At 70.4% G+C, this 24,406-nt stretch carries 17 protein-coding genes and 2 CRISPR repeat arrays (1 of these 19 cut by a window edge); of the genes, 13 read left to right on the plus strand and 4 right to left on the minus strand.

The annotated features are described in order from the left end of the window. A CRISPR array of direct repeats spans positions 1-826; the repeat unit is 28 nt; unit sequence GTGCTCCCCGCGCACGCGGGGGTGGTCC; it begins 972 nt to the left of the window's first position. Positions 827-1,062: 236 nt separating this feature from the next. Continuing rightward, complete coding sequence (locus ACQPXD_RS42800) at positions 1,063-3,153, minus strand: N-6 DNA methylase (protein ID WP_432828540.1); 2,091 nt, start codon at positions 3,151-3,153, stop codon at positions 1,063-1,065. Between the two features lie 93 nt (positions 3,154-3,246). On the opposite strand from ACQPXD_RS42800, the gene ACQPXD_RS42805 reads away from it, so the two are divergent. Together ACQPXD_RS42805 and ACQPXD_RS42810 are read left to right on the plus strand one after the other, a co-directional pair. Then, complete coding sequence (locus ACQPXD_RS42805) at positions 3,247-3,399, plus strand: hypothetical protein (RefSeq protein WP_432828542.1); 153 nt, start codon at positions 3,247-3,249, stop codon at positions 3,397-3,399. A gap of 139 nt (positions 3,400-3,538) precedes the next feature. After that, on the plus strand, positions 3,539-4,231 hold the full coding sequence (locus ACQPXD_RS42810; protein WP_432828544.1) for a hypothetical protein: 693 nt from the start codon (positions 3,539-3,541) through the stop codon (positions 4,229-4,231). Here ACQPXD_RS42810 and ACQPXD_RS42815 read toward each other — a convergent pair. Beyond that, on the minus strand, positions 4,119-5,372 hold the full coding sequence (locus ACQPXD_RS42815) for a serine/threonine-protein kinase (RefSeq protein WP_432828546.1): 1,254 nt from the start codon (positions 5,370-5,372) through the stop codon (positions 4,119-4,121). The genes ACQPXD_RS42810 and ACQPXD_RS42815 overlap by 113 nt on opposite strands. 175 nt (positions 5,373-5,547) lie before the next feature. On the opposite strand from ACQPXD_RS42815, the gene ACQPXD_RS42820 reads away from it, so the two are divergent. The 9 genes from ACQPXD_RS42820 to cas2e all read left to right on the plus strand — a co-directional run bounded on the left by ACQPXD_RS42820 (position 5,548) and on the right by cas2e (position 16,654). After that, entirely contained in the window at positions 5,548-7,641 is a 2,094-nt protein-coding gene (locus ACQPXD_RS42820) for a UvrD-helicase domain-containing protein (protein ID WP_432828548.1), read from the plus strand. An 86-nt stretch (positions 7,642-7,727) separates the two neighbouring features. After that, positions 7,728-10,478, plus strand: coding sequence for a CRISPR-associated helicase Cas3' (gene cas3 / locus ACQPXD_RS42825; protein WP_432828550.1), 2,751 nt, complete (start codon positions 7,728-7,730; stop codon positions 10,476-10,478). 32 nt (positions 10,479-10,510) lie between these two features. Further along, positions 10,511-12,166 carry a type I-E CRISPR-associated protein Cse1/CasA gene (gene casA, locus ACQPXD_RS42830; protein ID WP_432828552.1) on the plus strand — a complete coding sequence of 552 codons (1,656 nt, stop codon included), beginning with the start codon at positions 10,511-10,513 and terminating at the stop codon, positions 12,164-12,166. Further along, the gene (gene casB / locus ACQPXD_RS42835; protein WP_432828554.1) at positions 12,163-12,819 is read left to right on the plus strand and encodes a type I-E CRISPR-associated protein Cse2/CasB; all 657 of its coding nucleotides are present in this window, start codon (positions 12,163-12,165) and stop codon (positions 12,817-12,819) included. The genes casA and casB overlap by 4 nt, the downstream gene beginning before the upstream one ends. Beyond that, on the plus strand, positions 12,816-13,940 hold the full coding sequence (cas7e, locus tag ACQPXD_RS42840) for a type I-E CRISPR-associated protein Cas7/Cse4/CasC (RefSeq protein WP_432828556.1): 1,125 nt from the start codon (positions 12,816-12,818) through the stop codon (positions 13,938-13,940). Before casB ends, cas7e begins: the two co-directional genes overlap by 4 nt. Then, positions 13,937-14,638: a type I-E CRISPR-associated protein Cas5/CasD gene (gene cas5e / locus ACQPXD_RS42845; RefSeq protein ID WP_432828558.1), complete on the plus strand. Its 702-nt coding sequence runs from the start codon at positions 13,937-13,939 to the stop codon at positions 14,636-14,638. The genes cas7e and cas5e overlap by 4 nt, the downstream gene beginning before the upstream one ends. A 2-nt stretch (positions 14,639-14,640) precedes the next feature. Further along, positions 14,641-15,315, plus strand: coding sequence for a type I-E CRISPR-associated protein Cas6/Cse3/CasE (gene cas6e / locus ACQPXD_RS42850; protein WP_432828559.1), 675 nt, complete (start codon positions 14,641-14,643; stop codon positions 15,313-15,315). Continuing rightward, on the plus strand, positions 15,315-16,268 hold the full coding sequence (gene cas1e, locus ACQPXD_RS42855; protein WP_432828561.1) for a type I-E CRISPR-associated endonuclease Cas1e: 954 nt from the start codon (positions 15,315-15,317) through the stop codon (positions 16,266-16,268). The genes cas6e and cas1e overlap by 1 nt, the downstream gene beginning before the upstream one ends. Next, positions 16,268-16,654, plus strand: coding sequence for a type I-E CRISPR-associated endoribonuclease Cas2e (gene cas2e, locus ACQPXD_RS42860; protein ID WP_432828563.1), 387 nt, complete (start codon positions 16,268-16,270; stop codon positions 16,652-16,654). The genes cas1e and cas2e overlap by 1 nt, the downstream gene beginning before the upstream one ends. A gap of 352 nt (positions 16,655-17,006) precedes the next feature. Then, positions 17,007-17,889: direct repeats of the CRISPR family, unit length 28 nt; unit sequence GTGCTCCCCGCGCACGCGGGGATGGTCC. Between the two features lie 2,108 nt (positions 17,890-19,997). Here cas2e and ACQPXD_RS42865 read toward each other — a convergent pair. After that, positions 19,998-20,471 (minus strand): MarR family winged helix-turn-helix transcriptional regulator, encoded by a 474-nt coding sequence (locus ACQPXD_RS42865; RefSeq protein ID WP_432828565.1) that lies wholly within the window; start codon positions 20,469-20,471, stop codon positions 19,998-20,000. An 83-nt stretch (positions 20,472-20,554) separates the two neighbouring features. Between ACQPXD_RS42865 and ACQPXD_RS42870 the strand changes: the two genes are divergently transcribed. Next, positions 20,555-21,049, plus strand: coding sequence for a cupin domain-containing protein (locus tag ACQPXD_RS42870; RefSeq protein WP_432828567.1), 495 nt, complete (start codon positions 20,555-20,557; stop codon positions 21,047-21,049). A gap of 743 nt (positions 21,050-21,792) precedes the next feature. Then, on the plus strand, positions 21,793-22,098 hold the full coding sequence (locus tag ACQPXD_RS42875; protein WP_432828569.1) for a hypothetical protein: 306 nt from the start codon (positions 21,793-21,795) through the stop codon (positions 22,096-22,098). Positions 22,099-22,310: 212 nt separating this feature from the next. Here the strand turns inward: ACQPXD_RS42875 and ACQPXD_RS42880 are convergent, their stop codons facing one another. After that, entirely contained in the window at positions 22,311-24,281 is a 1,971-nt protein-coding gene (locus ACQPXD_RS42880) for a prolyl oligopeptidase family serine peptidase (protein WP_432828571.1), read from the minus strand. Positions 24,282-24,406 lie beyond the last annotated feature (125 nt).

Below are 24,406 nucleotides of genomic sequence, written 5' to 3' on the forward strand. Positions count from 1 at the left end.
CATGGTGCTCCCCGCGCACGCGGGGGTGGTCCGGCGCACATCCGGATGCTGTCCGCCGCCGGCATGTGCTCCCCGCGCACGCGGGGGTGGTCCTACGCGTCGAATCGATCAACCACAGAGAGCATGGTGCTCCCCGCGCACGCGGGGGTGGTCCCGGTTCGGGTGGTCGGGTGGATGTATTACTGGGGTGCTCCCCGCGCACGCGGGGGTGGTCCAACGTCGGCCTGGACCGGGGCAACCCGCTGTGGGTGCTCCCCGCGCACGCGGGGGTGGTCCCACCTCGACGGCGAGGGTGAAGTCCAGCTCCTCGTGCTCCCCGCGCACGCGGGGGTGGTCCCTTCTACTGGCGCCCCCGTCATTCCTAAGGAACGTGCTCCCCGCGCACGCGGGGGTGGTCCCCACTTGTGCCCGTTCATGAAGTTCTTCGGGACGTGCTCCCCGCGCACGCGGGGGTGGTCCCCGAAACGGCTTTGCCTCTACTGTGAGCGTGAGTGCTCCCCGCGCACGCGGGGGTGGTCCTGCTTCATGCTGGGATCTCTCTCGGGAGGGTGGGTGCTCCCCGCGCACGCGGGGGGTGGTCCTACGGCACCGACTACCCGGCCCAAGAGGTCGCCGTGCTCCCCGCGCACGCGGGGGTGGTCCTCGGTCCACCGGCATGCTGCCCGGCCCGAACAGGTGCTCCCCGCGCACGCGGGGGTGGTCCCAAGGTGTGCCACCCCACTCGGGCCGGCGCCGTGCGCTCTCCGCGCACGCGGGGGTGGTCCCGGGAGTTGGCTCGAGCCGCCCGGCCGCCGACCCGTGCTTCCCGCGCACTTGGGGATGGTCTACCGCGGCTCGCTGCCGCGGACGAGCGCATACAGCGGTCCCTGTGCACGCGGGAGCATGTCGAGGTTCGCACGTCAGCGCTGTCCGGTGCAGGCGGTGATCCGGCCTCTGTGTGTTGCTGGGGAGGGTGTCGAGCGTTGCTGGCCCTGCGTGCTCCGCTGGCCATCGTGTCGTGGTTGCTGGAGTTGTCGCGACGGGGACGTCGTTTTCGCGCTTGGGTGGGACGACCCTGGCGGTTCAACGGTGGTGGGGGTGTTGGTCGGTGTCGATGGTGAGGGTGCCGGAGGTTAGGCCGTCGCCGATTTCGCGGGTCAGGGCGGTTCCGGTTGTGGCGGCTTGTTGGAGGGCGGTTCGGAGTTCGATGAGTTGTCGGTAGGTCCGGCCGTACTCCTGTTGTTCGTGGAGTTTGAGCACAGGGATGGTCAGACGCTTGAGGTCGATGCGGAGGGCGCCGCTGGTGGTGGAGGGGCGGGTGGCGGAGCGTATGTTGCCGCTGCTGGTGAGGGCGCCGGCGACGAACCATGGGTCGAAGCGGTCTGGGTCGACGCGCAGGATTTGGACGCCGGGGCCCGGTTCGGCGCCGACCTGGTCGTTGGTGGCGACGCGGGCAATGATTTCGCGGCCGATGACGGGGATGAGGATGTCTCCGGTGTGGATCCTGGGGGTGCCGTCGGTGGCGGTTCCGCTGGTGGGGCCGGTTGGGGGGCTGTCGGCCAGGATGTCCGCGGACGTGAGCACTGTGTGGTCGGCGGGGCGGGTGCGGGGCGACGTCCGCAGGATGGACATGCTTCCGGAGCGGACCAGGTCGGCGAGGCTGGCTTGAGGAGCGGTACGCAGGCCGCCGGTCGTTGCTGGCCGGACGGCGGGGAGCAGGTGGCGGATCTCGGTGAGCAGCCGGTCGATCGCGGCGATGCCGGCGATGGTCTGGGCGGGGTCGACGCTTTCGCTGTCGTGCGGCCGGACGTAGCGCTGCGGTGTGAGGTCCACCTGGTCGTTGAGGACGTCGATGGCCGGGACGGTGCGGTGGACGCCGGGTGTCTCGGTTCGTCGGCCGGATCGGTAATCGCGCCAGGCCGCTGTGACCGTTTCGGTGAGGGTTTGCGCGGCGTTGGTGGCGTCGACGAAGAGCAGCCGGTCGTCGGGTTCGTGGTGCTCGTCAGGCTGGGTGAGGGCCCAGATCTGCAGGCCGACGCCGGCTGGAGGCATGAGGCCGGCGGGGAGTGCGACAACGGCTCGCAGCGCGCCGCGGCGGATGAGTTCGGCACGGATGCGGCGGCCTGCCGGGCGTAGGGCGGCGGCCGGTGGCATGAGTACGACGGCGGTCCCGCCCGGGGAGAGGTGGGCCAGGGCGTGCTGGACCCAGGCCAGTTCCGGTTCGGTGCGGGGCGGCAGTCCGTATCGCCAGCGGGGGTCGTAGGCGAGGCGGTCGTGGCCCCAGTCGTGGATGCCAAAGGGGAAGTTCGCCACGACGATGTCGGCGCGGACGTCGGTGTAGGCGTCGGCGAGCATGCTGTCGCCGACGTGCAGCACGGGTGGGGGCATGTCGAGGCCGGCCTGCTGGGCGCGGCGGTGGACGAACCACAGCCGGATGAGGGCGATCAGCGCGTACTGCGGTTTGATTTCCTGGCCGAGGCATGCGGTGGGGGTGGCGGTCCGGGTCGCTCGGTCGACGGCCTGGCGGAGCAGTGATCCGGTGCCGCAGGTGAAGTCCAGCGTGACCGCGCCGTGGCCGGCGAGGCTCAGCATGACGTCGGCCACGGTGTCCGGTGTGCTGGCCAGGCCGGACATGGATTGTGCCGATGTGACGTACTGGCCGTGCAGGTATTCGAAGGCGGTCTCGGCGTCCTGTTCGCGCGCGAGTTGGTCGACGGTGCGCAGCATGGGGGTCAGTGGCGGTCCCCATTGCTCGGGCAGGATGCGACCGAGCATGGCGGCGAGTCCGGTGTCGATCGTTTTGAGCCGGCTCGTGAGCTGTTTCGGGGTCAGGATTGCCGGGGTTTGGCTGGGTCGTGCGGTGAAGGCGAGCAGGTAGGCGCCGGCGATGACGAGTGCGTCGCCGATCTGGGTCGCCGGCTGGTAGCTCTCGATGTGCCGCCACGCCCACTGTTCGGTGGCGGCGTGGTGGAGCTTGCCCTGGCTGCGCAGCCATTGCTCGACGGCACGCGCGTTGAAGGTGGGGCTTGCCGGAGTGCCGCCGACCGGGGCGGGGAAGTCGGCGTATCGGCGGCGCCAGTTGCTCACCGCCGCGCGGCCGACACCGGCGAGTTGCGCGATGCCGCTGGCGGTCAGGGTGGCGGCGCCGAGGGCGGTGTCCTGCTCGTTCGTCACGCGTGAACATTAGCACTCGGAATTCTGTTTGTGGTATGAGTTCACAGGCGTATGGTGTTCGTACGCGAGAGGTTCACACGGCGTGGAGGGGTCATGGCGCGGCGCGGGCGCAGCACCACTATCGGCAAGTTTGCCAAGATCGAGCTGGACCGGCGGGTCTCGGAGATCCGGATACTCGGCGAGCTGCTGCGCCGCGAGCAGCACGCCGTGCCGGCCGACCGGACCGGCCCGGCTTCCGACGACTAGCCATCTTGTTCCCACGACTGAAGGAGGACCATGAACACGGTTGTTCGTACCCACGTTGTCTTCGGCTTCGCCGTTCTTCGAGCCGGTTGCGTATCTGCGTGATGGTGCGCGCCGCCTCAGCGGGCAGCACAGAGACCCGGTGCAGTACCAACGGGTGCGGCTGGATCCGGTGCTGGGCACTGCCATCGCGGATGCCTACATGGCGGCTCCCGGCCGTGACGAGCGCGCCTTCGCGGCGTATGCGGCCCTGAGCGCCGAGACGGTTCGGCAGTACCACTTCCTCATCGGCAGGGTCGAGTTCGGTGGGCTCGGCGTGACGGTCCAGGTCGTCGACACCGACCCGTATCCGGACGCCGAGGCGCTGGTCGAGGACGTCAGCACCCGGCGGTTGCGGGTGTTCGCCAGTGCGGCCAGCCACAATCCGCACCCATATCTCAGCGACGGGGAGAACGACATGTTCCGTGCGGTGCACGACGCGTTCGGTCATGCGGCCAGCGGGCGTGGCTTCGACCCGCACGGCGAGGAGGCCGCGTGGCTCAAGCAGCGCACCATGTACTCGCCGCTGGCCCGGCGGGCGCTGGCCACGGAGCTGCGCGGGCAGAGCTGCGCGCTGGTCTTCCGGGGCGGGGGCCGGTTTCCCGAGCAAAAGGCGGTCCTGCTGCCGGTACGGTTCGGCGACCCGCGGTCGGTGCGTATCGACCGCGGGCCCGTGGCTACGCTCAATCGGCCGGGTCAGCCCCGCCCTGCAGCCGCTCAATCTCCGCCCGCAGCCGCCGCACCTGGGCCTGCCCGGCATCGCCCAGCCGCGTCCACTGCTCGACCATCCCATTGAGCAGCCGCAGCGCACGTTCGTGCTCATGCAGCGAGGCGTGAGCGAGGGCGACGCGCACCCGATACTCGAACGCCAGCGGGTCCGCGGGACCGTGCTCCCGCTCCTGCCGATCGGCGAGCTGCCGCCAGAGGCGTGCGGCCGCCCGGAACTGTCCGGCGCCGGCGAGCCGCTCGGCCTCGTCGGCGTCCGGCACGACCGGCTGGTCCGGCGCGGCACGCGGACCGGTGGACCAGCCCGGTTGCCGGCCGACGACGGCGGCGTAGGCGCGGACCGGATCGATGCCGTCGGTAACCAGCCCGGGCAGGGGCGGCAGCGGGGCGGCCAGCGGCGCGAGCGCGGCGTAGACCTCGGCCGCGTCGCCCGGACGGTCCTCGGGCCGGGCAGACAGCAGCGCGTGCACCAGATCGTCAAGGACGTCCGGTGTCTCGGCGCGCAACGCCACCGGGTGTGGCGGCGGGGTGCTCAATTGGTGGTACAGCGTGCTCACCGTGGTGTCACGGTCGAACGGGGGCTCGGCGGTGAGCAGGTGGAACAGGACGCCGCCCAGCCCGTACAGGTCGGTGCGATGGTCGGTGGGCTCGCCGCGGACCTGCTCGGGGGCCATGTATCCGACGGTACCCAGGCTCTGGCCCGTTCCGGTGATGCGGGAGTACCGCTCGTCGCCGGGGATCACGGCCAAGCCGAAGTCGAGCACCTTGACCGCGCCGCTCGGCTCGAGCATGACATTGCTGGGTTTCAGGTCGCGGTGCACGAGGCGCAGCCGCTCCGCCGCGATGAGCACGCTGCTGATCTGCGCGCCGATCGCACACACCCACGGGATGGGCAACGGATGCCGCTCGGCGGTCAGATCGGTCAGGTCAACGCCGTCGATCTTCTCCAGGACGAGGTAGGGGCGCCCCTCGTGCTCGCCCAGATCGAAGACCGCAGGCACGCCGGGGTGGCTGAGCCGGGCGGTCAGCAGCGCCTCCCGGCGGAACCGCCGCACCGCGTCCACGTCCAGGCCGGCGACATTGATCGCCTTGACGATCACGTCGCGGTCCAGCGCCGTGTCGCGGGCCGGCCAGACCTCACTCATCCCGTTGTGGGCCAACGGATGGCGGGCCACCACGTACCGCTGCTTGAGCCGCGCATCCGCCAGCACGGCGGCCAGTCTACCGAGCCGCGGACACGGCAACCGGATTCGGTGGGCCGATCGGCCGGACCACCATCCACCGTCCGTTCGTGAACCGTATCTATTATTGATTTGCTTGAAGTCACTATTCACAATACTCTGACGGTTGCCGATGGACCGCGAGCCGACCAGGAGGGGAAGCGACATGGCCGACCTGGCCATCGATCGGGAGTTCCTGCGCCGATACGCCGGCCTGCCGCGCCCGGTGCAGCGCCTGGTCGACGCGGCGATCGGGAAGTTCGCCGAGCACACCCATGCCGGGCTGCACCTGGAGAAGCTGGCCGGGGCGCGTGACCCGAACGTCCGCACGATCAGGATCTCGGACTTCTGGCGCGGCATCGTCGTCGCGCTCGGCGGGGCCTCCTACCTGCTCACGGACGTGCTGCCGCACGACGACGCCAATGACTACGCGGTGCGGCGGGTCTTCTCGGTCAACCAGCGGCTCGGCGTGCTGGAGGTCCGCGACCAGGCCGGCATCGAGGCGTTCGAGCGGACGCTGCCCGACGACCCGTCCACGGACGGGCTGTTCGACCGGGTCTCCAGCGCCGACCTGCGGCGTCTCGGCATCGATCCGGGACTGGTGCCACTGCTGCGGCGGGTCAATACCGAGCCGCAGCTGGACAGCCTCTGCACGTTGCTGCCGGAGGTGCAGGCCAGCGTCCTGAGCGGCTTGGCCTCAGGCATGCCCACCGAGGAGGTCTGGGCCGAGCTGGCCGATCAGATCCTCGCCGGCAGAGAGCCCGCCGACACCGACCCGCGCGACCTTGCCGCCGCGGCCCGCCGGACCCCGGACCGGATCGCGTTCGTCTCCGGCCCGGTGGAGCTCGCCGCGATCCTGGCGCACCCCTTCGATCTGTGGCGCACGTTCCTGCACCCGACGCAGCGTGACGTGGCCTACCGCGAGATCTACACCGGCCCGGCCCTGGTCACCGGTAGCGCGGGCACCGGCAAGACCGTCACCGGGCTGCACCGGGCCGTGTTCCTCGCCGGCCGGCTACCCGCCGACGGCAGCAAGGTGCTGCTCACCACGTTCACCCGGGCGCTCGCCGACGCGCTCGGCCGGCAGCTGTTCCGGCTCGCCGAGGACCCGGCGGTCCGCTCCCGCATCGAGGTGATCAGCATCGACAAGCTGGCCTACGAGATCGTGCGGCGCGGCCGGAAGATCGGCGTGGCCGGCGACGACATCCTGGATTCGCTGTGGGAAGCTGCCGCGGCCGACCGGCCGACCCGGTTCAGCGGCACCTTTCTGCGTCGTGAGTGGGAACAGGTGGTGCTCGCGCAGCGGTTGAGCAGCGTCGAGGCGTATCGCGACGCCCAGCGGGCCGGGCGCGGCGAGGGACTCGGTGCGGCGCAACGCGACCAGGTCTGGACCGCGATCCAGCACGTCGTGGACCAGCTCGCCAAACGCGGCCTGTACACCCATACCCAGCTCGCCGACGAGGCGGCCGAGATCGCCCGGCGCACGCCCGCGCCGTACCGGCACGTCGTGGTGGACGAGGCGCAGGACCTGCACCCTGCCCAGTGGCGCCTGCTGCGCGCACTGATCCCGGCCGGGCCCAACGACATGTTCCTGCTGGCCGACCCGTACCAGCGGATCTACGACAACCGGGTGTCCCTGGCCCAGCTCGGCATCCACGTGCGGGGCCGGACCCGGAGGCTGACCGTCAACTACCGCACCACCCACGAGATCCTCGACTACTCCGTGCGAGTCCTCAATGGACAGCCGACCGTCGGCCTGGACGACGAGGACGACACCCTGCGCGGCTACCACTCGGTCACGCACGGCGCCGCCCCGGCTCTGGCCGGGCATCCCGGCCGCGACGGCGAGCTCGACGCACTGGTCGAACAGGTGGGCACCTGGCTGGACCAGGGCGTCGAACCGCACGCGATCGGCGTCGCCGCCCGTACCAATGGGTTGGTCACCACCATCGGCGAGACCCTGCGCGAGGCCGGCATCGACGTGGCCGACGAACGGCGGGGCATCGACGGCGTGCGGGTCGCCACCATGCACCGGATGAAAGGCCTGGAGTTCCAGTGCCTCGCCGTGGCCGGGCTCGACGCCGGCGTCCTGCCCGCGCCGAACGCGGTGACCTCGCCGGCCGAGGATCCGCACGCCCATCGACAGGACCTGCAGCGGGAGCGCTGCCTGCTGTTCGTCGCCCTGACCCGGGCCCGGGACGCGCTGTATCTGTCGCACTCCGGCACGCCGAGCACACTGCTGCCGGCGGCCGTCCAATGAACGCCCGGGCGGCGAACCTCGGGCCGCAGCTCAGTGCAGCGGCACGGTCGGCGTGGGGCAAGACCGATCGCACCAACACTTCGCCGGTGGGTTGGCTGCCGCTGTGGCGCCACCTCGCCGACACCGCCGACGTCGCCGCCCGGCTGTGGGACGACTGGCTCAGCCCCGCCGTGCGCCGCTTGGTCGCGCGCGAGCTGCCGCGCGGCGACACCGACGGCCGCACCCTCGCCATCTGGCTCGCCGGCATCCATGACGTCGGCAAGGCCACGCCGGCCTTCGCCATCCAAGCCCCCGGCCCGGCCGGCCGCATGCGCGACCACGGCCTCACCTACGACTTCGGGCAGATCAAGGCCGACCGGCACCACGCCCCGCACGCCACCGCCGGCCACCTCGTGCTCGCCGACTGGCTGCAGGAGCAGGGCTGGACCGACCCGCACCCGTATGCCGTGGTCGTCGGCGGCCACCACGGCGTGCCGCCGACCGACCAGCAGCTCAACGACGCGCGCTTCCGCGGCCATCTCCTCGGTGATCCCGCGTGGCGCAACGTCCAGCGTGAACTGCTCGCCTGGATGAGCGACCGGTCCGGCGCCGGCGACCGGCTCGGCGACTGGCGCGACCGGCCGCTGTCCCAACCGGTCCAGGCCGCCCTCACCGGCCTCGTCATCGTCGCGGACTGGATCGCCAGCAACGAGACGTTCTTCCCGTACATTGTGGACGGCACCGACGCCGACCGGCTCCACGCCGGCTGGGAACTGCTGGACCTGCCGGAGCCCTGGCTGGCGGCCGAACCACCCACCGGCGTCGACGACCTGTTCGCCGCACGGTTCCAGTTGCCGGCCGGCGCCGCCCCGCGCCCGGTGCAGCGGACCGTCGCCGAGCTGGCGGCGACAATGCCCGTGCCGGGCATCATCATCGTCGAGGCCGCCATGGGCGAGGGCAAGACGGAGGCGGCCCTCGCCGCGGTGGAGATCCTGGCCCGGCGCACCGGCGCGTCCGGCTGCTACCTGGCGCTGCCCACCCGCGCGACCAGCGACGCCATGTTCGGCCGCATGCTGTCCTGGCTGCGCCGGCTGCCGGACGCCAGAACCGGGCGCGGTGACCGCGATGTGCGGCTGGCACACGGCAAAGCGGCCTTCAATCCCGAGTACGACAAGCTCCGGCTCACCTCACTGCCCAGCGGCATCGCCCAGGACGCGGGCGGCGCCGACATCGGTGTGCACGCCTGGCTGGCCGGCCCGAAGCGCACGATGCTGTCCAGTTTTGTCGTGGGTACCATCGATCAACTCCTGTTCGCGGCGTTGCGCGGCAGGCATTTGGCGCTGCGCCACCTCGGCCTCGCCGGCAAGATCGTGGTTGTCGACGAGGCCCACGCCTACGACGTCTTCATGAGCCAGTTCCTGGATCGGGCGCTGCAGTGGCTCGGCGGCTACGGCGTCCCGGTCGTCGTGCTGTCGGCGACCCTGCCCGCCGGCCGGCGGGCCGACCTGATGGCCGCCTACGACCGCGGCCGGCTCGGCCCGCCGCCCAAGCGCAGCTGGCGCGACCGTGGCAAACCCGCCACCGACCCGTACGCCGACCTGCGCACCGACCTGCGCTACCCCCTCGTCAGCGCCTCCGGCCCGGACCGCGGCGCCACCACCACCGCGTGCGCGGACTCCGGTCGCGGCATCCAGGTCCGGCTCCGGCGCCTGGACGACGACCCGGCGGCGCTGGCGGAGCTGCTCCGCACGCGGCTGGCCGACGGCGGCTGCGCGCTGGTGGTCCGCAACACGGTCGCGCGGGTCCAGCAGACGGCCGCGGCGCTGCGCGCGGCGCTCGGCCCGCAGACACCGGTGTCCGTGGCCCACTCCCGGTTCATGGCCGTCGACCGGGCCGCGAAGGACCAATGGCTCCGCGAGACGTTCGGGCCGCCCGGCACCGCCCGCCGCCCGGACCGGCACGTCGTCGTGGCCAGCCAGGTCGCCGAGCAGTCGTTGGACATCGACTTCGACCTGCTCGTCACCGACCTGGCCCCGGTCGACCTCGTGCTCCAGCGCATCGGCCGGCTCCACCGCCACCCGCGCCCGGCCCGCCCGGCCGCGCTCGCGACACCGACCTGCTACGTCACCGGCGCCGACTGGGCCGAGACGCCCCCGCAGCCGGTGCCGGGCTCCCGCCGCGTGTACCACGTGTCGACCCTCCTGCGCGCCGCCGCCGTCCTGCTGCCGCACCTCGACGGACAGCCGCTACGCCTGCCGGCCGACATCGCCACGCTCACCCAGGCCGCCTACGGCGACGCGCCGGTCGGCCCGCCGTCGTGGCAGCCCACACTGGCCGAGGCCGCACTGCGGCAGCGCGAAGCCGCCGACGCGAAGGAGCAGCGCGCCAGGAGCTTCCTGCTGGCCGAGCTCGCCGAGCCCGGCACCGCGCTGATCGGCTGGCTCTCCGGCGGCGTCGGCAACACCGACGAGCGCGTGGCACAGGGCCACGTCCGCGACACCGACGGCGAGTCACTCGAAGTGCTACTCCTCGTCCGTACCCCCGAGGGACTGGTATTGCCCCCATGGATCGACGGGGGTGGGGTAGTCGTCCCCACCGCCGACGAGCCGGCCTGGCCCCTGCCCCGGCAGATCGCCCGGTGCACCCTGCCGCTGCCCCGCTCGATGACCGCCCCAGACGTGATCGACGAGGTCATCGCGGACCTGGAGCACCGGATCGACGTGAGCGCCTGGCAGACCAGCTCGTGGCTGGCCGGCGAACTGGTCCTCGACATCGACGCCGACGGGCGCGCCACCGTCGCCGGTTTCGACCTGCACTACGACCCCGAGGAAGGGCTGCGGGCGGAGCGCGCCGCCTGACCTGCCCGATCGACCAGAAGGAGGTGCCGCCCGTGACGAGCTATTCACTCGTCGACGAGGCGTGGATTCCGGTGCTGGACACCAACGGGCAGCGGCGCGACGTCGGCCTGCTGGAGCTGTTCGCGCAGGCGCACGACCTGCGCATGATCGCCTGCGAGCTGCCCACCCAGACGTTTGCGCTGCTGCGCCTGGCGCTGGCGGTCCTGCACCGGGCCACCGACGGACCGGACGGCGAGGCCGCCTGGCTGGCCCTGTGGCGCGACCGCCGGCTGCCGACGGGCGACGTCGAGGCCTATCTCGACGACGTCCGGGAGCGGTTCGATCTGCTCCATCCGAAGCACCCCTTCTACCAGGTCGCCGATCTGCGTGCGGGCAACGACAACGCGTTCGGTCTGGAGAGGCTCATCGCCGACGTGCCCAACGGCACGCCGTTCCTGACCAGCCGGGCCGGTCTCGGGATGGCGTCGATGCCGCCGGCCGAGGCGGCCCGCTGGCTGGTGCACTGCCATGCCTTCGACACCTCGGGCATCAAGACGGGCGCGCTCGGCGACCCGCGCGTGAAAGGCGGCCGGGGGTACCCGCTCGGGGTGGCTTCGGTCGGCGCGCTCGGCGGCGTGCACGTCGAGGGCGCGACCCTGCGCGAGACGCTGCTGCTCAACCTGCTGCCGGTGGCGCCCGGCTGGCAGGTCGCCGACGAACGGGATTTCCCTGCGTGGGAACGGCCGTCGCAGACCGCCGCGGAGGAGCCCGCCTCGACCCGCGGTCCCTACGGCCTGCTCGGCCTCTACACCTGGCAGTCGCGGCGCATCCGGCTCTTCGGCGATCGCGCCGCGATCACGGGCGCCATGATCTCCTACGGCGATCAGCTGGAGTGGCAGGACCGGCACCTGCTGGAGCCGATGAGCGTCTGGGGCCGCAGCGGTCCCCGCGAGAAGCAGCAGAAACGGACTCCGGTGTACCTGCCCAGGCCGCACGACCACACGCGGGCGCTGTGGCGCGGGCTGCAAACGCTGCTGCCGCCCCCTCCACCGGGTAACGAACCGTCTCAGCGACTGTCGCCGCGGGTCGTGGAGTGGCTCGCCCACCTCGCCGTGCGGAACGTGATCGGCAACGACTTCCGGGTCCGGCCGCGCGCCACCAGTGTCGCGTACGGCAACCAGATGTCGGTCGTCGACGAGGTCTACAGCGACGCACTGACCATGAACGTCCTCGTGCTCGTGGAGCATTCGTCGCTGCGTACCACCGTGATCGACGCCGCCGCCGACGCGGACGCGGCGGTCAAGGAGCTGCGCCGCCTCGCCGGCAACCTCGCCCGGGCGGCCGGCGGTTCCGCCGAGGACGGCGCGACCGAACGGGCCGCCGAGCGCGGATACGCCCTGCTCGATCGGGCGTTCCGCGGCTGGCTGGCCGCCCTCGGCCCGACCGCCGACCCGGCCGCGGAACGGGCCGCCTGGCAGCGGCTCGTGTGGCGGGCGATCGACCGGCTCGGCCGCGAGCTCGTCGCCGACGCCGGCCCGGCCGCGTGGGCCGGCCGCCTCATCGAGGACCGCCCCGGAAAGCCGGTGCACTACTGCAGCTCCCAGGCCGAGGCGTGGTTCCGCCGCGGCCTGGCCAGGACGCTACCGATGGCTGGCGCCGCCGCAGCACCGCAGGACGGCAGGCAGACACAGGAGGTACAACAGCCATGACAACAGCGGCAACAGAACAACCCGGCGCGCCGTCGCGGGACCGGCCGAGACATCGGCGGCGCGAGCTCGGCGAACACGTCGCCGGCATCGTCGCGAAGCTGCAGAGCCGGGCCCTGCGGGAGCCACCCCATCCGGAGGCGGTGAGCGCGCTGGCCCGGCTGCGCCGCGGGATCGGACGCACGCCCGGGTTCGACTACACGCTCCAGGACTACCTGTGGGTGCCCGACGAACTGCTCGGCCGCCGGCCCGCCGACGACACCCAGGCCACCGACACCGAGTACGCCGTGCACGACGCGGTCACCCTCTACGCGCTGCACCAACAATCCCGCCGGGAACGGATGCACGTGCCCGGCCGGGGACTCGGCGACGCGCTGGGCGACCTGGTGCGCGCCGTGAGCGGGCCGGACGGCGTGCGCCGCCGCTTCGCGGCCCTGGGCACCGCGAGCAGCTACGCAGAGAGCATCTACCACCTGCGCAGCCTCACCACCATGCTGCGCGAGCACCAGATCCCGCTGGACTACGGCCTGCTCGCCGACGACCTGCGGACCCTGCGCCGGCCCGAATACCGGGCCACCATCCAGGCCAAATGGGGCCGGCAGTTCTTCCGGGCCCGCCCCGCCCAGACCGACGCCCCAGAGGAGACCACCACATGAACCGCACCATCGTGGACGTGTACGTGCTGCAGACCGTCCCGCCGAGCAACCTCAACCGCGACGACACCGGCTCGCCGAAGACCGCCGTCTACGGCGGCGTACGCCGCGCCCGCGTGTCCAGCCAGGCATGGAAACGCGCCGTCCGGCTGGCGTTCAAGGACCTGCTGGACCGATCCCAGCTCGGCGAGCGGACCAAACGGGTCGGCGAGTCGCTCGCCGAGCGCATCGCGGAGCTGGAGCCGAGCCTCGCCGGCGAGGCCGCCTCCCAGCTGGCGACCGACGTGCTCGTCGCGGCCGGCGTGGCCAAGGCCGACAAGAAGAAGGGCGAGCTCAAAGACGCCGAATCGGGCTACCTGCTGTTCCTCAGCCGCCGCCAGCTGGACAACATCGCGGCCGCGGCGGTAGACACGGCCCGCACCGGCACCACCCTGGACAAGAACCGGTTCAAGGCCCTGGCCAACACCGAGCACTCCGTGGACATCGCCATGTTCGGCCGGATGGTCGCCGACATGACCGACATCAACGTCGACGCCGCCTGCCAGGTCGCCCACGCCATCAGCGTGCACGCGGTCGACAACGAGTTCGACTACTTCACCGCCGTCGACGACCGCAAGGAGGACGCCGACGAGACCGGCGCCGGCATGATCGGCACCATCGAGTTCAACTCCTCCACCCTGTACCGGTACGCCACCATCAACGTCGACGCGCTGCACGAAACCCTCGGCGACCCGAAGGCCACCCGGGCGGCCGTGGAGGCATTCCTGACCGCCTTCGCCCGCAGCGTACCGACCGGCAAGCAGAACACCTTCGCCCACCGGACACTGCCCGACGCCGTGCTGGTCCGGGTCCGCGACACCCAGCCGATCAACCTCGTCGGCGCGTTCGAGGAGGCGATCCGGGAAACCGACACCGCCGGCCGGATCGGCCAGGCCGCGGCCGCCCTCGCGAAGTACACCCGCGAGGTCGAAGACGCCTACGGCGAGCAGCCGGTCCGCAGCTGGGTGACCCAGGTCGGCGAACGCACCGCCGTCCTCGCCGAACTGGCCCCGGCCGTACCGTTCGGCGAACTGGTCAGCGGCGTCGGGGAACAGGTCGGCGCGGCGCTCGGCCGATCCGCATGAGCGTGCTGCTGCTGCGGCTGGCCGGACCGATGCAGGCCTGGGGAGCCACCAGCCGCTTCACCCGCCGAACCACCGAGGTCGCACCCACCAAGAGCGGCGTCATCGGCCTGCTCGCCGCGGCCAAGGGCATCCGCCGCACCGAGCCGCTCACCGAACTGCTCGGCCTGGAATTCGGGGTACGCCTGGACCAGCCCGGCCAGCTCATGCGCGACTTCCACACCGCACGGGCCGCGGACCCGCGGGTCAGCATCCCGCTGACCTACCGGTTCTACCTCGCCGACGCCGCGTTCCTCGCCGCCGTCAGCGGAGACCACGAGGTGCTCAGCGGGCTCGACGAGGCGCTGCGGCGCCCGCACTTCCCGCTCTATCTGGGCCGCCGAAGCTGCCCACCCGCCGGCGCGGTCAGCCTCGGCGTACACGAGGGCGGCCTTGACGACGCGCTGAGGACGTGGCCGTGGATCGCCGCCACGTGGTGGCGGCGCAAGGCCGCCGGTACCGTCCGGCTCGAAATCATCCGCGACGCCCGGCCCGGCGAACCGATCGACGAAACCGTTCCCGACGTGCCGGTCAGCTTCGACCCCGAGCACCGCCGCCACACCTGGCGCGCCGTGCACCGCGAACACGTCACCGTCGCCAACGACCTCGCCGAACGCGCCGGCGTCGCCGAACACGACCCGTTGAGCCTGCTGGGAGGCTGAACATGTTCCTCACCCGGTTCACGATCGACACCGCCCGCCGCGGCGCCCGGAAACTGCTGGCCTCACCACAGGCCATGCACGCCGCCGTGCGGGCCGCGTTCGCCGTACCCGAAGACCACGACCGGCCCGGCGCCCGCACCCTGTGGCGCCTCGACACCGCGACCAACGGCACCGTGCAGCTCTACATCGTCAGCCCGGGACGGCCCGACCTCACCCACCTCGTCCACCAGGCCGGCAACCACAGCCAGACCACCGCCGAGGCATGGACCACCCGCGACTACGACGGGCTGCTCGCCTCGCTGCGCCCCGGGCAGCGGTGGGCGTTCCGCCTCACCGCCAACCCCAGCCACAGCGGCCGCAAGAACGCCGACGCCAAAGACACGCAGCGCTTCGGCCACCTGCGACCGGCCGACCAGACCAAATGGCTGACCGACCGATCCGCTCGCTACGGCTTCTCCGTCGCCGTCCAGCAGGACGGCGAACCGAACCTCATGCTGCGGCACCGCCAGACCCTGATTTTCAGCCGCGGCATGCATTCCGTCACCCTCACCACGGCCACTTACGACGGTGTCCTCGACGTGACCGACGCGGACGCCTTCCGCCAGGCACTGGTCCAGGGCATCGGCCACGCCAAGGCCTACGGCTGCGGTCTGCTGACCATCGCCGCGGCCCACTGATGCAGATCCCTGGTGTACCACCATCTGAACTGCCCGACCTGACCCGGGCCGAGGACCGGATCAGCTTCATCTATCTCGAGCGCAGCGTCATCCACCGCGACAGCAACGCCATCACCGCCACCGACGACCGAGGCGTCGTGCACATCCCGGCGGCGTCCGTCGGCGTGCTGCTCCTCGGACCCGGCACCAGCATGACGCACCAGGCCATCGCCCTGCTCGCCGACCACGGCGCCACCGCCGTCTGGGTCGGCGAGCGAGGCGTGCGCTACTACGCCCACGGCCGCTCGCTCGCCTCCTCCAGCCGGCTGCTCACAGCCCAGGCCGCAGCAGTGAGCCATCGCGGCCGCCGCCTCGCCGTAGCCCGCGCCATGTACGCCATGCGCTTCCCCGGAGAGGACACCGCCAACCTCACCATGCAACAGCTGCGCGGCAAGGAAGGCGCCCGGGTCCGCCGAACCTACCGCGAACACGCCGCACGGACCGGCGTGCGCTGGAACCAGCGCGAATACGACCCCGACAACTTCGTCGCCGGCGACGCCGTCAACCAGGCGCTGTCAGCCGCCCACGCCTGCCTCTACGGCGTCGTACACGCCGTCATCGTCGCACTCGGCGCCGCACCCGGCCTCGGCTTCGTCCACACCGGACACGAACGAGCATTCGTCTACGACATCGCCGACCTGTACAAGGCAGAGATGACCATCCCCGTCGCCTTCGACATAGCCGCCGCGGACTCCACGGACATCGGCGCCGACACCCGCCGAGCCATGCGCGACCGAATGCACGACGGCAGCATCCTCAACCGCTGCGTCCGCGACATCCGAACGCTGCTGCTTCAGCCGCAGCCCTCCGGCGAGATCGACGAAGAAGACAGCCTCAGCCTGTGGGACGACAGCGGCTACGAAGTGCCAGCCGGCCGAAACTACACCAACGCCGCAGAAGACGTCGATTTCTGATGACAGTCGTCATCCTCACCGCCTGCCCACCCGGCCTGCGCGGCCACCTCACACAGTGGCTCATCGAACTCTCCGCCGGCGTCTACGTCGGACACGTCAGCACTCGCGTTCGCCGCCGACTGTGGGCCCGCGTGGTCGACATGGCCGGCCCCGGCCGCGCACTGATGGTCTACCAGGTCAACGGAGAACAGCGGCTCTCCTTCGAGGTCCACGACCACCATTGGACACCCACCGACCTCGACGGCATCACCCTGATGCGCCGCCCCGCCAAGCCCCTCTTCAACGCCGCCCTACCAACCGGCTGGAGCAAAGCATCCCGCCGCCGCAGGTTCGGCCGCCGACCCCGCCCAAACAGCCCCAACCAGACCCCAACCGACGAACCCTGACCCTCGATCCCCAACCTGCCGCCCCTCAAGCGTTCCTCACGGCACTCGCGAAAACCCTCCGCAAAGGCCCACCGCCGACGCACGTACCGCCCCTCCCGTGCCGGATCATCCCACGCAGCAGACCGCTGAACACTCGGATGAGAAATGCCTCCCGCCCGCGAACGTGGCCCTAACCAGTCACATGGACACACGTGCCATTCCCAACGTCGCAAGATGGGTGGCACGCCCGCACCCGAAGAACTGCCAGAGCGCACCCGCGAGGCGCCTTGCTGACCATCCAAGCAACCGCCGCCGTTGCGGACAACTAATCAAAACTCTGTCTGTTGATCTACGGACCTGCAGGTCAAGAAGTGTGCTCCCCGCGCACGCGGGGATGGTCCAGTGCTTACATCTGACGAACGGGAGAGTCTGCAGTGCTCCCCGCGCACGCGGGGATGGTCCTGAGCTACGGGCTCTCGTCAATGACAAAGAGCGGTGCTCCCCGCGCACGCGGGGATGGTCCCACGCTGACGACGACCCTCATCCGCGGGAAGGCGTGCTCCCCGCGCACGCGGGGATGGTCCCCCGTCGTGTACGACGGTGCGCCTGCTGAACCGGTGCTCCCCGCGCACGCGGGGATGGTCCGCTTCAAGCGATAGTCCAGAAGAAAGGGAGCCTGTGCTCCCCGCGCACGCGGGGATGGTCCTGGTGCGGACGGGACGCGGTCTGACCAACATTCGTGCTCCCCGCGCACGCGGGGATGGTCCCTGTTCGAGCGACTGATGAAGACTCAGGCAATCGTGCTCCCCGCGCACGCGGGGATGGTCCCGTCTACCGCACGCTGACTCTCCATCCAACCGTGTGCTCCCCGCGCACGCGGGGATGGTCCGTGATGCGGGGGAATTCGTTCGACCCCTCGCGTGTGCTCCCCGCGCACGCGGGGATGGTCCCCACTCACGTTTGGCGTTCCGCTCGGCTTGTGCGTGCTCCCCGCGCACGCGGGGATGGTCCCAACATCAAGTGGTACGCGGACACGGAAAAGACGTGCTCCCCGCGCACGCGGGGATGGTCCCGCTGCTGCGACCGTGGAGACGCCGATCTTCAGGTGCTCCCCGCGCACGCGGGGATGGTCCACCGGTCGCGTCGTGCAGCTTGATCGCCGCCTCGTGCTCCCCGCGCACGCGGGGATGGTCCCGTGGATGGCGGGTGGACGATCAAGGGCGAGTAGTGCTCCCCGCGCACGCGGGGATGGTCCCAGGCCGAGCGGCGACAATGCCGGCGCCTGATCGTGCTCCCCGCCCCACTTTGGGTCCACACCCCACGCGACGAAAGACAGCGTCCGCCGCAATCGCCTCCAACAAGTCGCGCTCCAGTGGATCAGCACGTTCACGACCTGCGGTCCCGCGCCGCGATCGCGGCCCGGCTCACCTTCGGCGGCAACATCGTCGAGACCAACACCGACTCGTACCAGTTCGCCCAGCCTGGAGACCGGAGACGACGAGATAGAGTACTCGCGTGCTGGAGAAGCTATCGAAGATCTTCGCTTGGCAGTCGATGACCGTTTGGAAGATCGCGCTGTCGCCGACGACTAATCAAAATTCCGCCTGTTGATCTACGGACCTGCAGGTTAGGAAGTGTGCTCCCCACGTACGCGGGGGTGGTCCTGATTGTCCCGCATCCGAGGATGAACATGTTCGGTGCTCCCCACGTACGCGGGGGTGGTCCGAAAGAGGGACCGTCATGGCTCCGCAGAAAGGCGTGCTCCCCACGTACGCGGGGGTGGTCCTGGGCTGGTCACGATTCGGCGCGAGGATGTCGCGTGCTCCCCACGTACGCGGGGGTGGTCCCTGGATAAATGATGACCTTCAAGCAATGGAACTGTGCTCCCCACGCACGCGGGGGTGGTCCTACCGCGTCGACGCCGCCCCCGGACAACAATCCGTGCTCCCCACGCACGCGGGGGTGGTCCTGACCGGCTCCACTGTGGACAGAACAGCCGAAGGTGCTCCCCACGCACGCGGGGGTGGTCCGCACGTGACGACGAGCGCCTCCAGCAAGCGGTTGTGCTCCCCACGCACGCGGGGGTGGTCCCCCGTTCGCCGCGATCCAGCTGGGTGACTACCTGTGCTCCCCACGCACGCGGGGGTGGTCCCCCGACACCACGGGCGGTTGAGGGCTGCCCGGCGTGCTCCCCACGCACGCGGGGGTGGTCCTTTCGCTCAGGCCATCGACGCTGCCGGGTATATGTGCTCCCCACGCACGCGGGGGTGGTCCCTGCCAGCAACCACCGCACCCGTGCAGCCACAGGTGCTCCCCGCGCACGCGGGGGTGGTCCGCTGACCGACGCGATCCAGGCGCACCGGCCCTGGTGCTCCCCGCGCACGCGGGGGTGGTCCCCAGACGAGTACGGCGAGCGGAGCCGGGCCCTCGTGCTCCCCGCGCACGCGGGGGTGGTCCCGAGCGACCACTTGTCATTGCCGTCCGCATGGAGTGCTCCCCGCACACGCGGGGTGGTCCCCTGCCGCCGCCCCGAACGGTCGGGCGTTCGTGCTCCCCGCGCACGCGGGGGTGGTCCGGTCACGTAGCGGCGGACCCTCCGCGCCACCTTGTGCTCCCCGCACACGCGGGGGTGGTCCCCCAGTTGGCCCCCGTGCCGTACGGCTTCCGTCGGTGCTCCCCGCGCACCCGAGGATGGACCTGGAGTGCGCCACAACGAGATCCCCTCGAAGAGCTCCCACGCAGCTGGCCGCCAACCATCGCCGAGGCCGTGTCAACCTCGGGCCCGAGCACGACGCCGAACCGGGACCACGGTCACATCCGGCCCCTCAACAGGGAAGACGCGGTTCTTATTCTGCCAAGTTCGGTTCGCCGAACTCACCCGCCGCAACGACTCAGAACACTAGGACGTCGGCGATCGGACCAACGGCCTTGCGCAAGTCGTCCATGCTGGTCGGGCCAGGTCACCATCCGGCAAGTGCTGGCCGGCCTGCTGCGCAACCGTGAGATGTCCGCCGTGGTCGCCGCCGCCACGGCCGCCGCTTTGGTCGGCACGAGCCTGCCCACGCTGCTGCTCCTCCACCAGGAGGGGGCCACCGACGTCGCCGTCTACGGATTCTTCCTCGGGGCGATGTCGGCCGGCTCGCTGGTTGGCGGGGTCCTGACCTGGCAGCGGACCTCGTCACGTGGCTGGCCTACGGCCTCGGAGGGCTTGGCGGCTGACCGCGCCAACTGCACTCGGTCGGCAGGCTGGCTGCTCGCCGACGCGACCAAGGAGGCTGACTCCGATCCCAAGGGCCAATCAAACGAGCCCATCACCGTTGGTCCCTGGACGAGTGCCGACTATGGAGCTAACGCCATTCTTCGATCAGCCCCGGCGCCGGTTCGTGCCCGGATCCACTTGGTAGGACGCGATCCCGTTGAGTGCCCGCGTCAGTGTGGGTAGATCGAGGCCGCTGAGATTCTCCAGGACGATCCGACGAACGCTGTCGGAATGGCCGGGCCATGCATTGTGGAGGCGTTCCATGCCTTTCTCGGTGAGCATGGCCAGCTGTCCGCGTCCGTCCGTGTCCGCCCTCATCTTCGTCACCATCCCCTGCCGTTCGAGCCGTTCCATCAGACGAGTGAGTCCGCTGGGGGTGATCGGCACGTCGTTGGTGAGGTCCGCCATGCGCCGCGCGTGGTTCGGTGCCTCCGACAGGACCATCAACACCGTGTATTCGTTGAGCGTCAGATTGTCGACCCGGAGGAGTTCGGCGTCGATCAACCGAGGCAGAACGATCACGACCCTCGCGAGCGCACGCCAGGCGGCTTCCTCATCGCTGGTCAACGGGCTGGCCACGACGACAGTGTACCCGACCTTGACAAAAAAATGCTTGTACAAGTAAGTTATTTACCAGGGACGATACAGGAGAGGTGAGTGTCATGAGCTTTGCACCAGACAACCGGCAGGGATTGCTGCACGTGCCTGCTGGTACGGGGCTCACAAAGTGGGTGTCCGGGGACATCTACACGATGAAGTCGACCAAGGCTGAGACTTGCGGCTCGCTCGGTTTCGTCGAAGCGATCGTGCCACCGGGCAGCGGACCGATCGCCCATGCACACACCGATGAGGACGAAGCGTTCTATATCCTCGACGGCGAACTGGAATTTCTCGACGGGGACCGCACGTTCGTCGGCCGCCAGGGAGACTTCGTCTTCATCCCGCGCCATCGTCGGCACCGGTTCAAAAACATCACCGAGGTACCGACCAAGACGCTGTTCCTCTTCACACCGGCCGGCCCAGAGGATCTGTTCATCGAGGGCGGCGACGACCCACGTCCCGGCGAACAGCCGGTTCCCTGGGACATGGCCAGAGTGGAGCAGGTCATGGACATCGTGCAGCGAACCGGACTTGTGGTGCTGCCAGAAACACCCTGAGCGAAGGGACATCTCTCGTCGTGGCGCGCGATGCGGAGGTCCTGCCGCATCGCGCCTGCGGGCCGGTGTACCTGGTGCCGGTCGTTTCGGCTCTGGCTCCACCGGCCTTGTTCGGTATCGATGCTTGCGGCGTGGAATCTTGACCGCGATGTCTGGCGCACCTTCCGGCTTGGCCGTTTCTGTCCCTTGCACCGGCTGGCCCTCGGCTCGGTTCATCGGATCCAGGCGGTGGACGACGATGAGGCCACCGACCCGCGTCAGTCGCACCGCTGACCGTCGGTAGCGGCCGGAAGTCTCCGTGATCATGCGCAACCCGGCGTCGACACCAAGGGTTTTTCATGATCACGGAGTGGTGATGTACCCCTGTGTACCGAAAGGTTCCGGGATCATGGCAAACGCGTGGTGCGGCCAGCGCGGGCATCATGATCACGGAGAGTCTCCGTATCCGGCCACGCCAGCGCCCGCCCAGCAGGTGGTCGAGCACCCGCACGGGCGAGCCGGGCGCCATCTCCCGCCGAGTCCGGAGGGCTGGCTCCCACGCCTCCGTCAGGCCGTCCACGAGACCGGCGACCATCCGCGCCGTCACGTGCGAGCGCTGCCCGCCGAAGGACGACTCCCGGCGGGACGTGCACATCTGCGAGTCGCTGATCGAGCGAGTTCCATTGCCCGCGGCGGCCAGCCAGCGAGTAGGGTCATCGGCAGAAGCCGAGCAGAGGACTACGGTGCGACAAAAACGGGCGGCAATGGCACTGGGTTTTGCCCTCGCGTGGGGCGTCATTCTGGCCGCTGCACATTACGTCGTCGAAGGTGGATCGCTGCTCCGTACCTTCATCGTCTTTATCACGGCTGGACTGGTCTTTCTGACTCCGGCGTTCTACTTCGGCCGCCCGGATCGCAGGGCGAAGAAGTTCGTAGCCTGGGGCGCCGGCATGTTGCAGAGGTCGCCACGAACACGCCCACCGGGGCTGTCCACCACGCCTGTACAGCAACAAAGTACTGCAGCCGACGCCACCGGACCGGACGACGCCGGACCGAAACACACCGGCTGACCTCGGACGAGCCCTCACGGGATCATCGGACCGACAGTTCGCATCGAGGGCCGAGCCGACACCCGATGACGTTTCCCGCGGCGGCTCACCCGGTTCGACGTGCCCGCTCGGTGGAAGCCACCGCGCGGCCGTGCGGTGCTCGACGAGGAAACAGAGCGACGACCCTCAGAGACAGCACCTCCGGCGGCCAGGATCGTGCCGCCGCGGGCCTTTCACCCGTGTGGTGGAGAGCCCGCGGTGCCGCGCAGCTGGCGCCAGAGGTACTCCAGGGTCAGTGCCCAGAGGGTGGCGGCCTGCTCGTTGTCCGCGGCCGCGCCGTGCCCGCCCTCCATGTTCTCGTAGTAGGAGACGTCGTAGCCGTGCTCGCGCAGCAGGGCCACCATCTTGCGCGCGTGTCCAGGATGGACGCGGTCGTCGCGGGTCGAGGTCATGAACAGGGCCGGGGGGTACGACCGGTCCGGCCGGACATTGTGGTACGGCGAAAATTCGCGCAGGTAGGACCAGTCGGCCTCGTCGTCGGGGTCGCCGTACTCGGCGATCCATGAGGCGCCGGCGAACAGTTTGGTGTAGCGGCGCATGTCGAGCAGCGGCACCGTGGCGACGATCGCCCCGAACAGCGCGGGATAGCGGGTCAGCATGACACCCATGAGCAGTCCGCCGTTGCTGCCGCCTTCGATACCCAGCTGTGCCGGGGTGGTGATCCCGCGGGTCACCAGATCGGCCGCGACCGCGGCGAAGTCCTCGAACGCCTTGACCCGCTTCTCGCGCAGCGCCGCCTGGTGCCACGCCGGACCGAACTCGCCGCCGCCACGGATGTTCGCCACGACGTAGGTGCCGCCCCGCGCGAGCCAGCCACGCCCGATGACGCCGTCGTAGTACGGAGTCTGTGAGATCTCGAAGCCGCCGTACCCGGTCAGGAGCGTCGGCGCGGCGGTGGCCCCGCCCACGACGAAGTACGGCACGCGCGTGCCGTCGGCGGAGGCGGCGAAGTACTGGCGTACCTCCATGCCGTCCGGGTCGAAGAACGCGGGCGCCCGCTTGAGCACCTCGACGCCGCCGCCGACGGTGCCCAGGCTCAGGGTCTCCGGCCGCAGAAACCCGGCCGAGGCGGTCAGGTACGAGTCGTCGTGGTCGGGATCGGTGTCGACGATCCACGTGTCGTCGAGTTCGCCGGCCCCGGGAAATGGCCGCCGGCGCCAGCCCGAGGCGCCCGGGGTCAGCACGTGCAGCTGGGTCCGGACGTCGGTCATCGTGGTGAGGATCAGGTGGTTGCGCGTCCACACGTACGAGCCGAGCGACGTGCGCTCGTCGGGCTGAAACAGGACGCTCAAGTCCCGCCGGCCGTCGAGGTACGCGCCGAACGGGGCAGCCAGCAGGACGTCGGCCGGATACGTCACACCGCGGACCGTCCACGGTGACCGGAGCCAGATCAGCAGCCAGTCCCGCTGGATGCCGCAGTCGGCGTCGTCCGGCAGGTCGATCTTGACGAGGTCGCCGGCCGGGCGGCGCAGGTACAGCTCGCTGCGGTAGAAGTCCAGGGACCGGCTGACGAAGTCGCGCTCGTAGCCGGGCGTCGGGTCGTGGCCCGCGCTGACCGAGATGTCGTCGACGTGCCCTTCGTAAACGAGCTCCGCCTCCGACAGCGGGGTGCCGCGCCGCCACCGCTTCACCACACGCGGGTAACCGGAGGCCGTCAGGGTACCGGGCCCGAAGTCGGTCGCGACGTAGATGTGGTCGGCGTCGATCCAGTCCACGTCGCTCTTCGCCTCGGGCAGCGCGAACCCGTCCTCGACGAAGACCCGGCCGCGCAGGTCGAACTCGCGGACCACCACGGCGTCGGCGCCACCCCGGGAGAGGCTGACCAGGCAGCGGTCGTAACCGGGCTGCAGCACCGTCGCGCCGCCCCACACCCAGTTCTCACCCTCGGCCACGTTCAGCGCGTCGACATCGAACAGGACGTCCCACTCCGGCTCGTCGCGCCGGTACTGCTCCACTGTGGTCCGCCGCCACAACCCTCGCGGGTGGTCCGCGTCCTGCCAGAAGTCGTAGTAGAGGCCATCGCGGCCCCAGTCCGGGTACGGGATCCGGTCCTTGCTGTCGAGCACCTCCCGGATCGCGTCCTTCGCCCGGACGAACCCCTCATCGGCGAACGCGGCCAGCGTCTCGGTGTTGCGGTCCGTCACCCACCGCACCGCGCGTGGTGAGTCCAGTTCCTCGAGCCACAGGTACGGGTCGTCCGCATCCTCGTCCAGCGCAGCCTCCTCCGGCCCGATCGGTACCCGATGATCGCACGCTCCGCCGCCCTGGG

It is taken from the genome of Dactylosporangium sp. CA-092794, from assembly GCF_050948465.1.
Classification (GTDB): domain Bacteria; phylum Actinomycetota; class Actinomycetes; order Mycobacteriales; family Micromonosporaceae; genus Dactylosporangium.

Coding starts and splice junctions, on each gene's coding strand:
- ACQPXD_RS42805 (WP_432828542.1), top strand. CDS start 3,247: ATGGCGCGGCGCGGGCGCAGCACCACTATCGGCAAGTTTGCCAAGATC.
- ACQPXD_RS42820 (WP_432828548.1), top strand. CDS start 5,548: ATGGCCGACCTGGCCATCGATCGGGAGTTCCTGCGCCGATACGCCGGC.
- casB (WP_432828554.1), top strand. CDS start 12,163: ATGACAACAGCGGCAACAGAACAACCCGGCGCGCCGTCGCGGGACCGG.
- cas7e (WP_432828556.1), top strand. CDS start 12,816: ATGAACCGCACCATCGTGGACGTGTACGTGCTGCAGACCGTCCCGCCG.
- cas5e (WP_432828558.1), top strand. CDS start 13,937: ATGAGCGTGCTGCTGCTGCGGCTGGCCGGACCGATGCAGGCCTGGGGA.
- cas6e (WP_432828559.1), top strand. CDS start 14,641: ATGTTCCTCACCCGGTTCACGATCGACACCGCCCGCCGCGGCGCCCGG.
- cas1e (WP_432828561.1), top strand. CDS start 15,315: ATGCAGATCCCTGGTGTACCACCATCTGAACTGCCCGACCTGACCCGG.
- cas2e (WP_432828563.1), top strand. CDS start 16,268: ATGACAGTCGTCATCCTCACCGCCTGCCCACCCGGCCTGCGCGGCCAC.
- ACQPXD_RS42870 (WP_432828567.1), top strand. CDS start 20,555: ATGAGCTTTGCACCAGACAACCGGCAGGGATTGCTGCACGTGCCTGCT.
- ACQPXD_RS42875 (WP_432828569.1), top strand. CDS start 21,793: ATGGCACTGGGTTTTGCCCTCGCGTGGGGCGTCATTCTGGCCGCTGCA.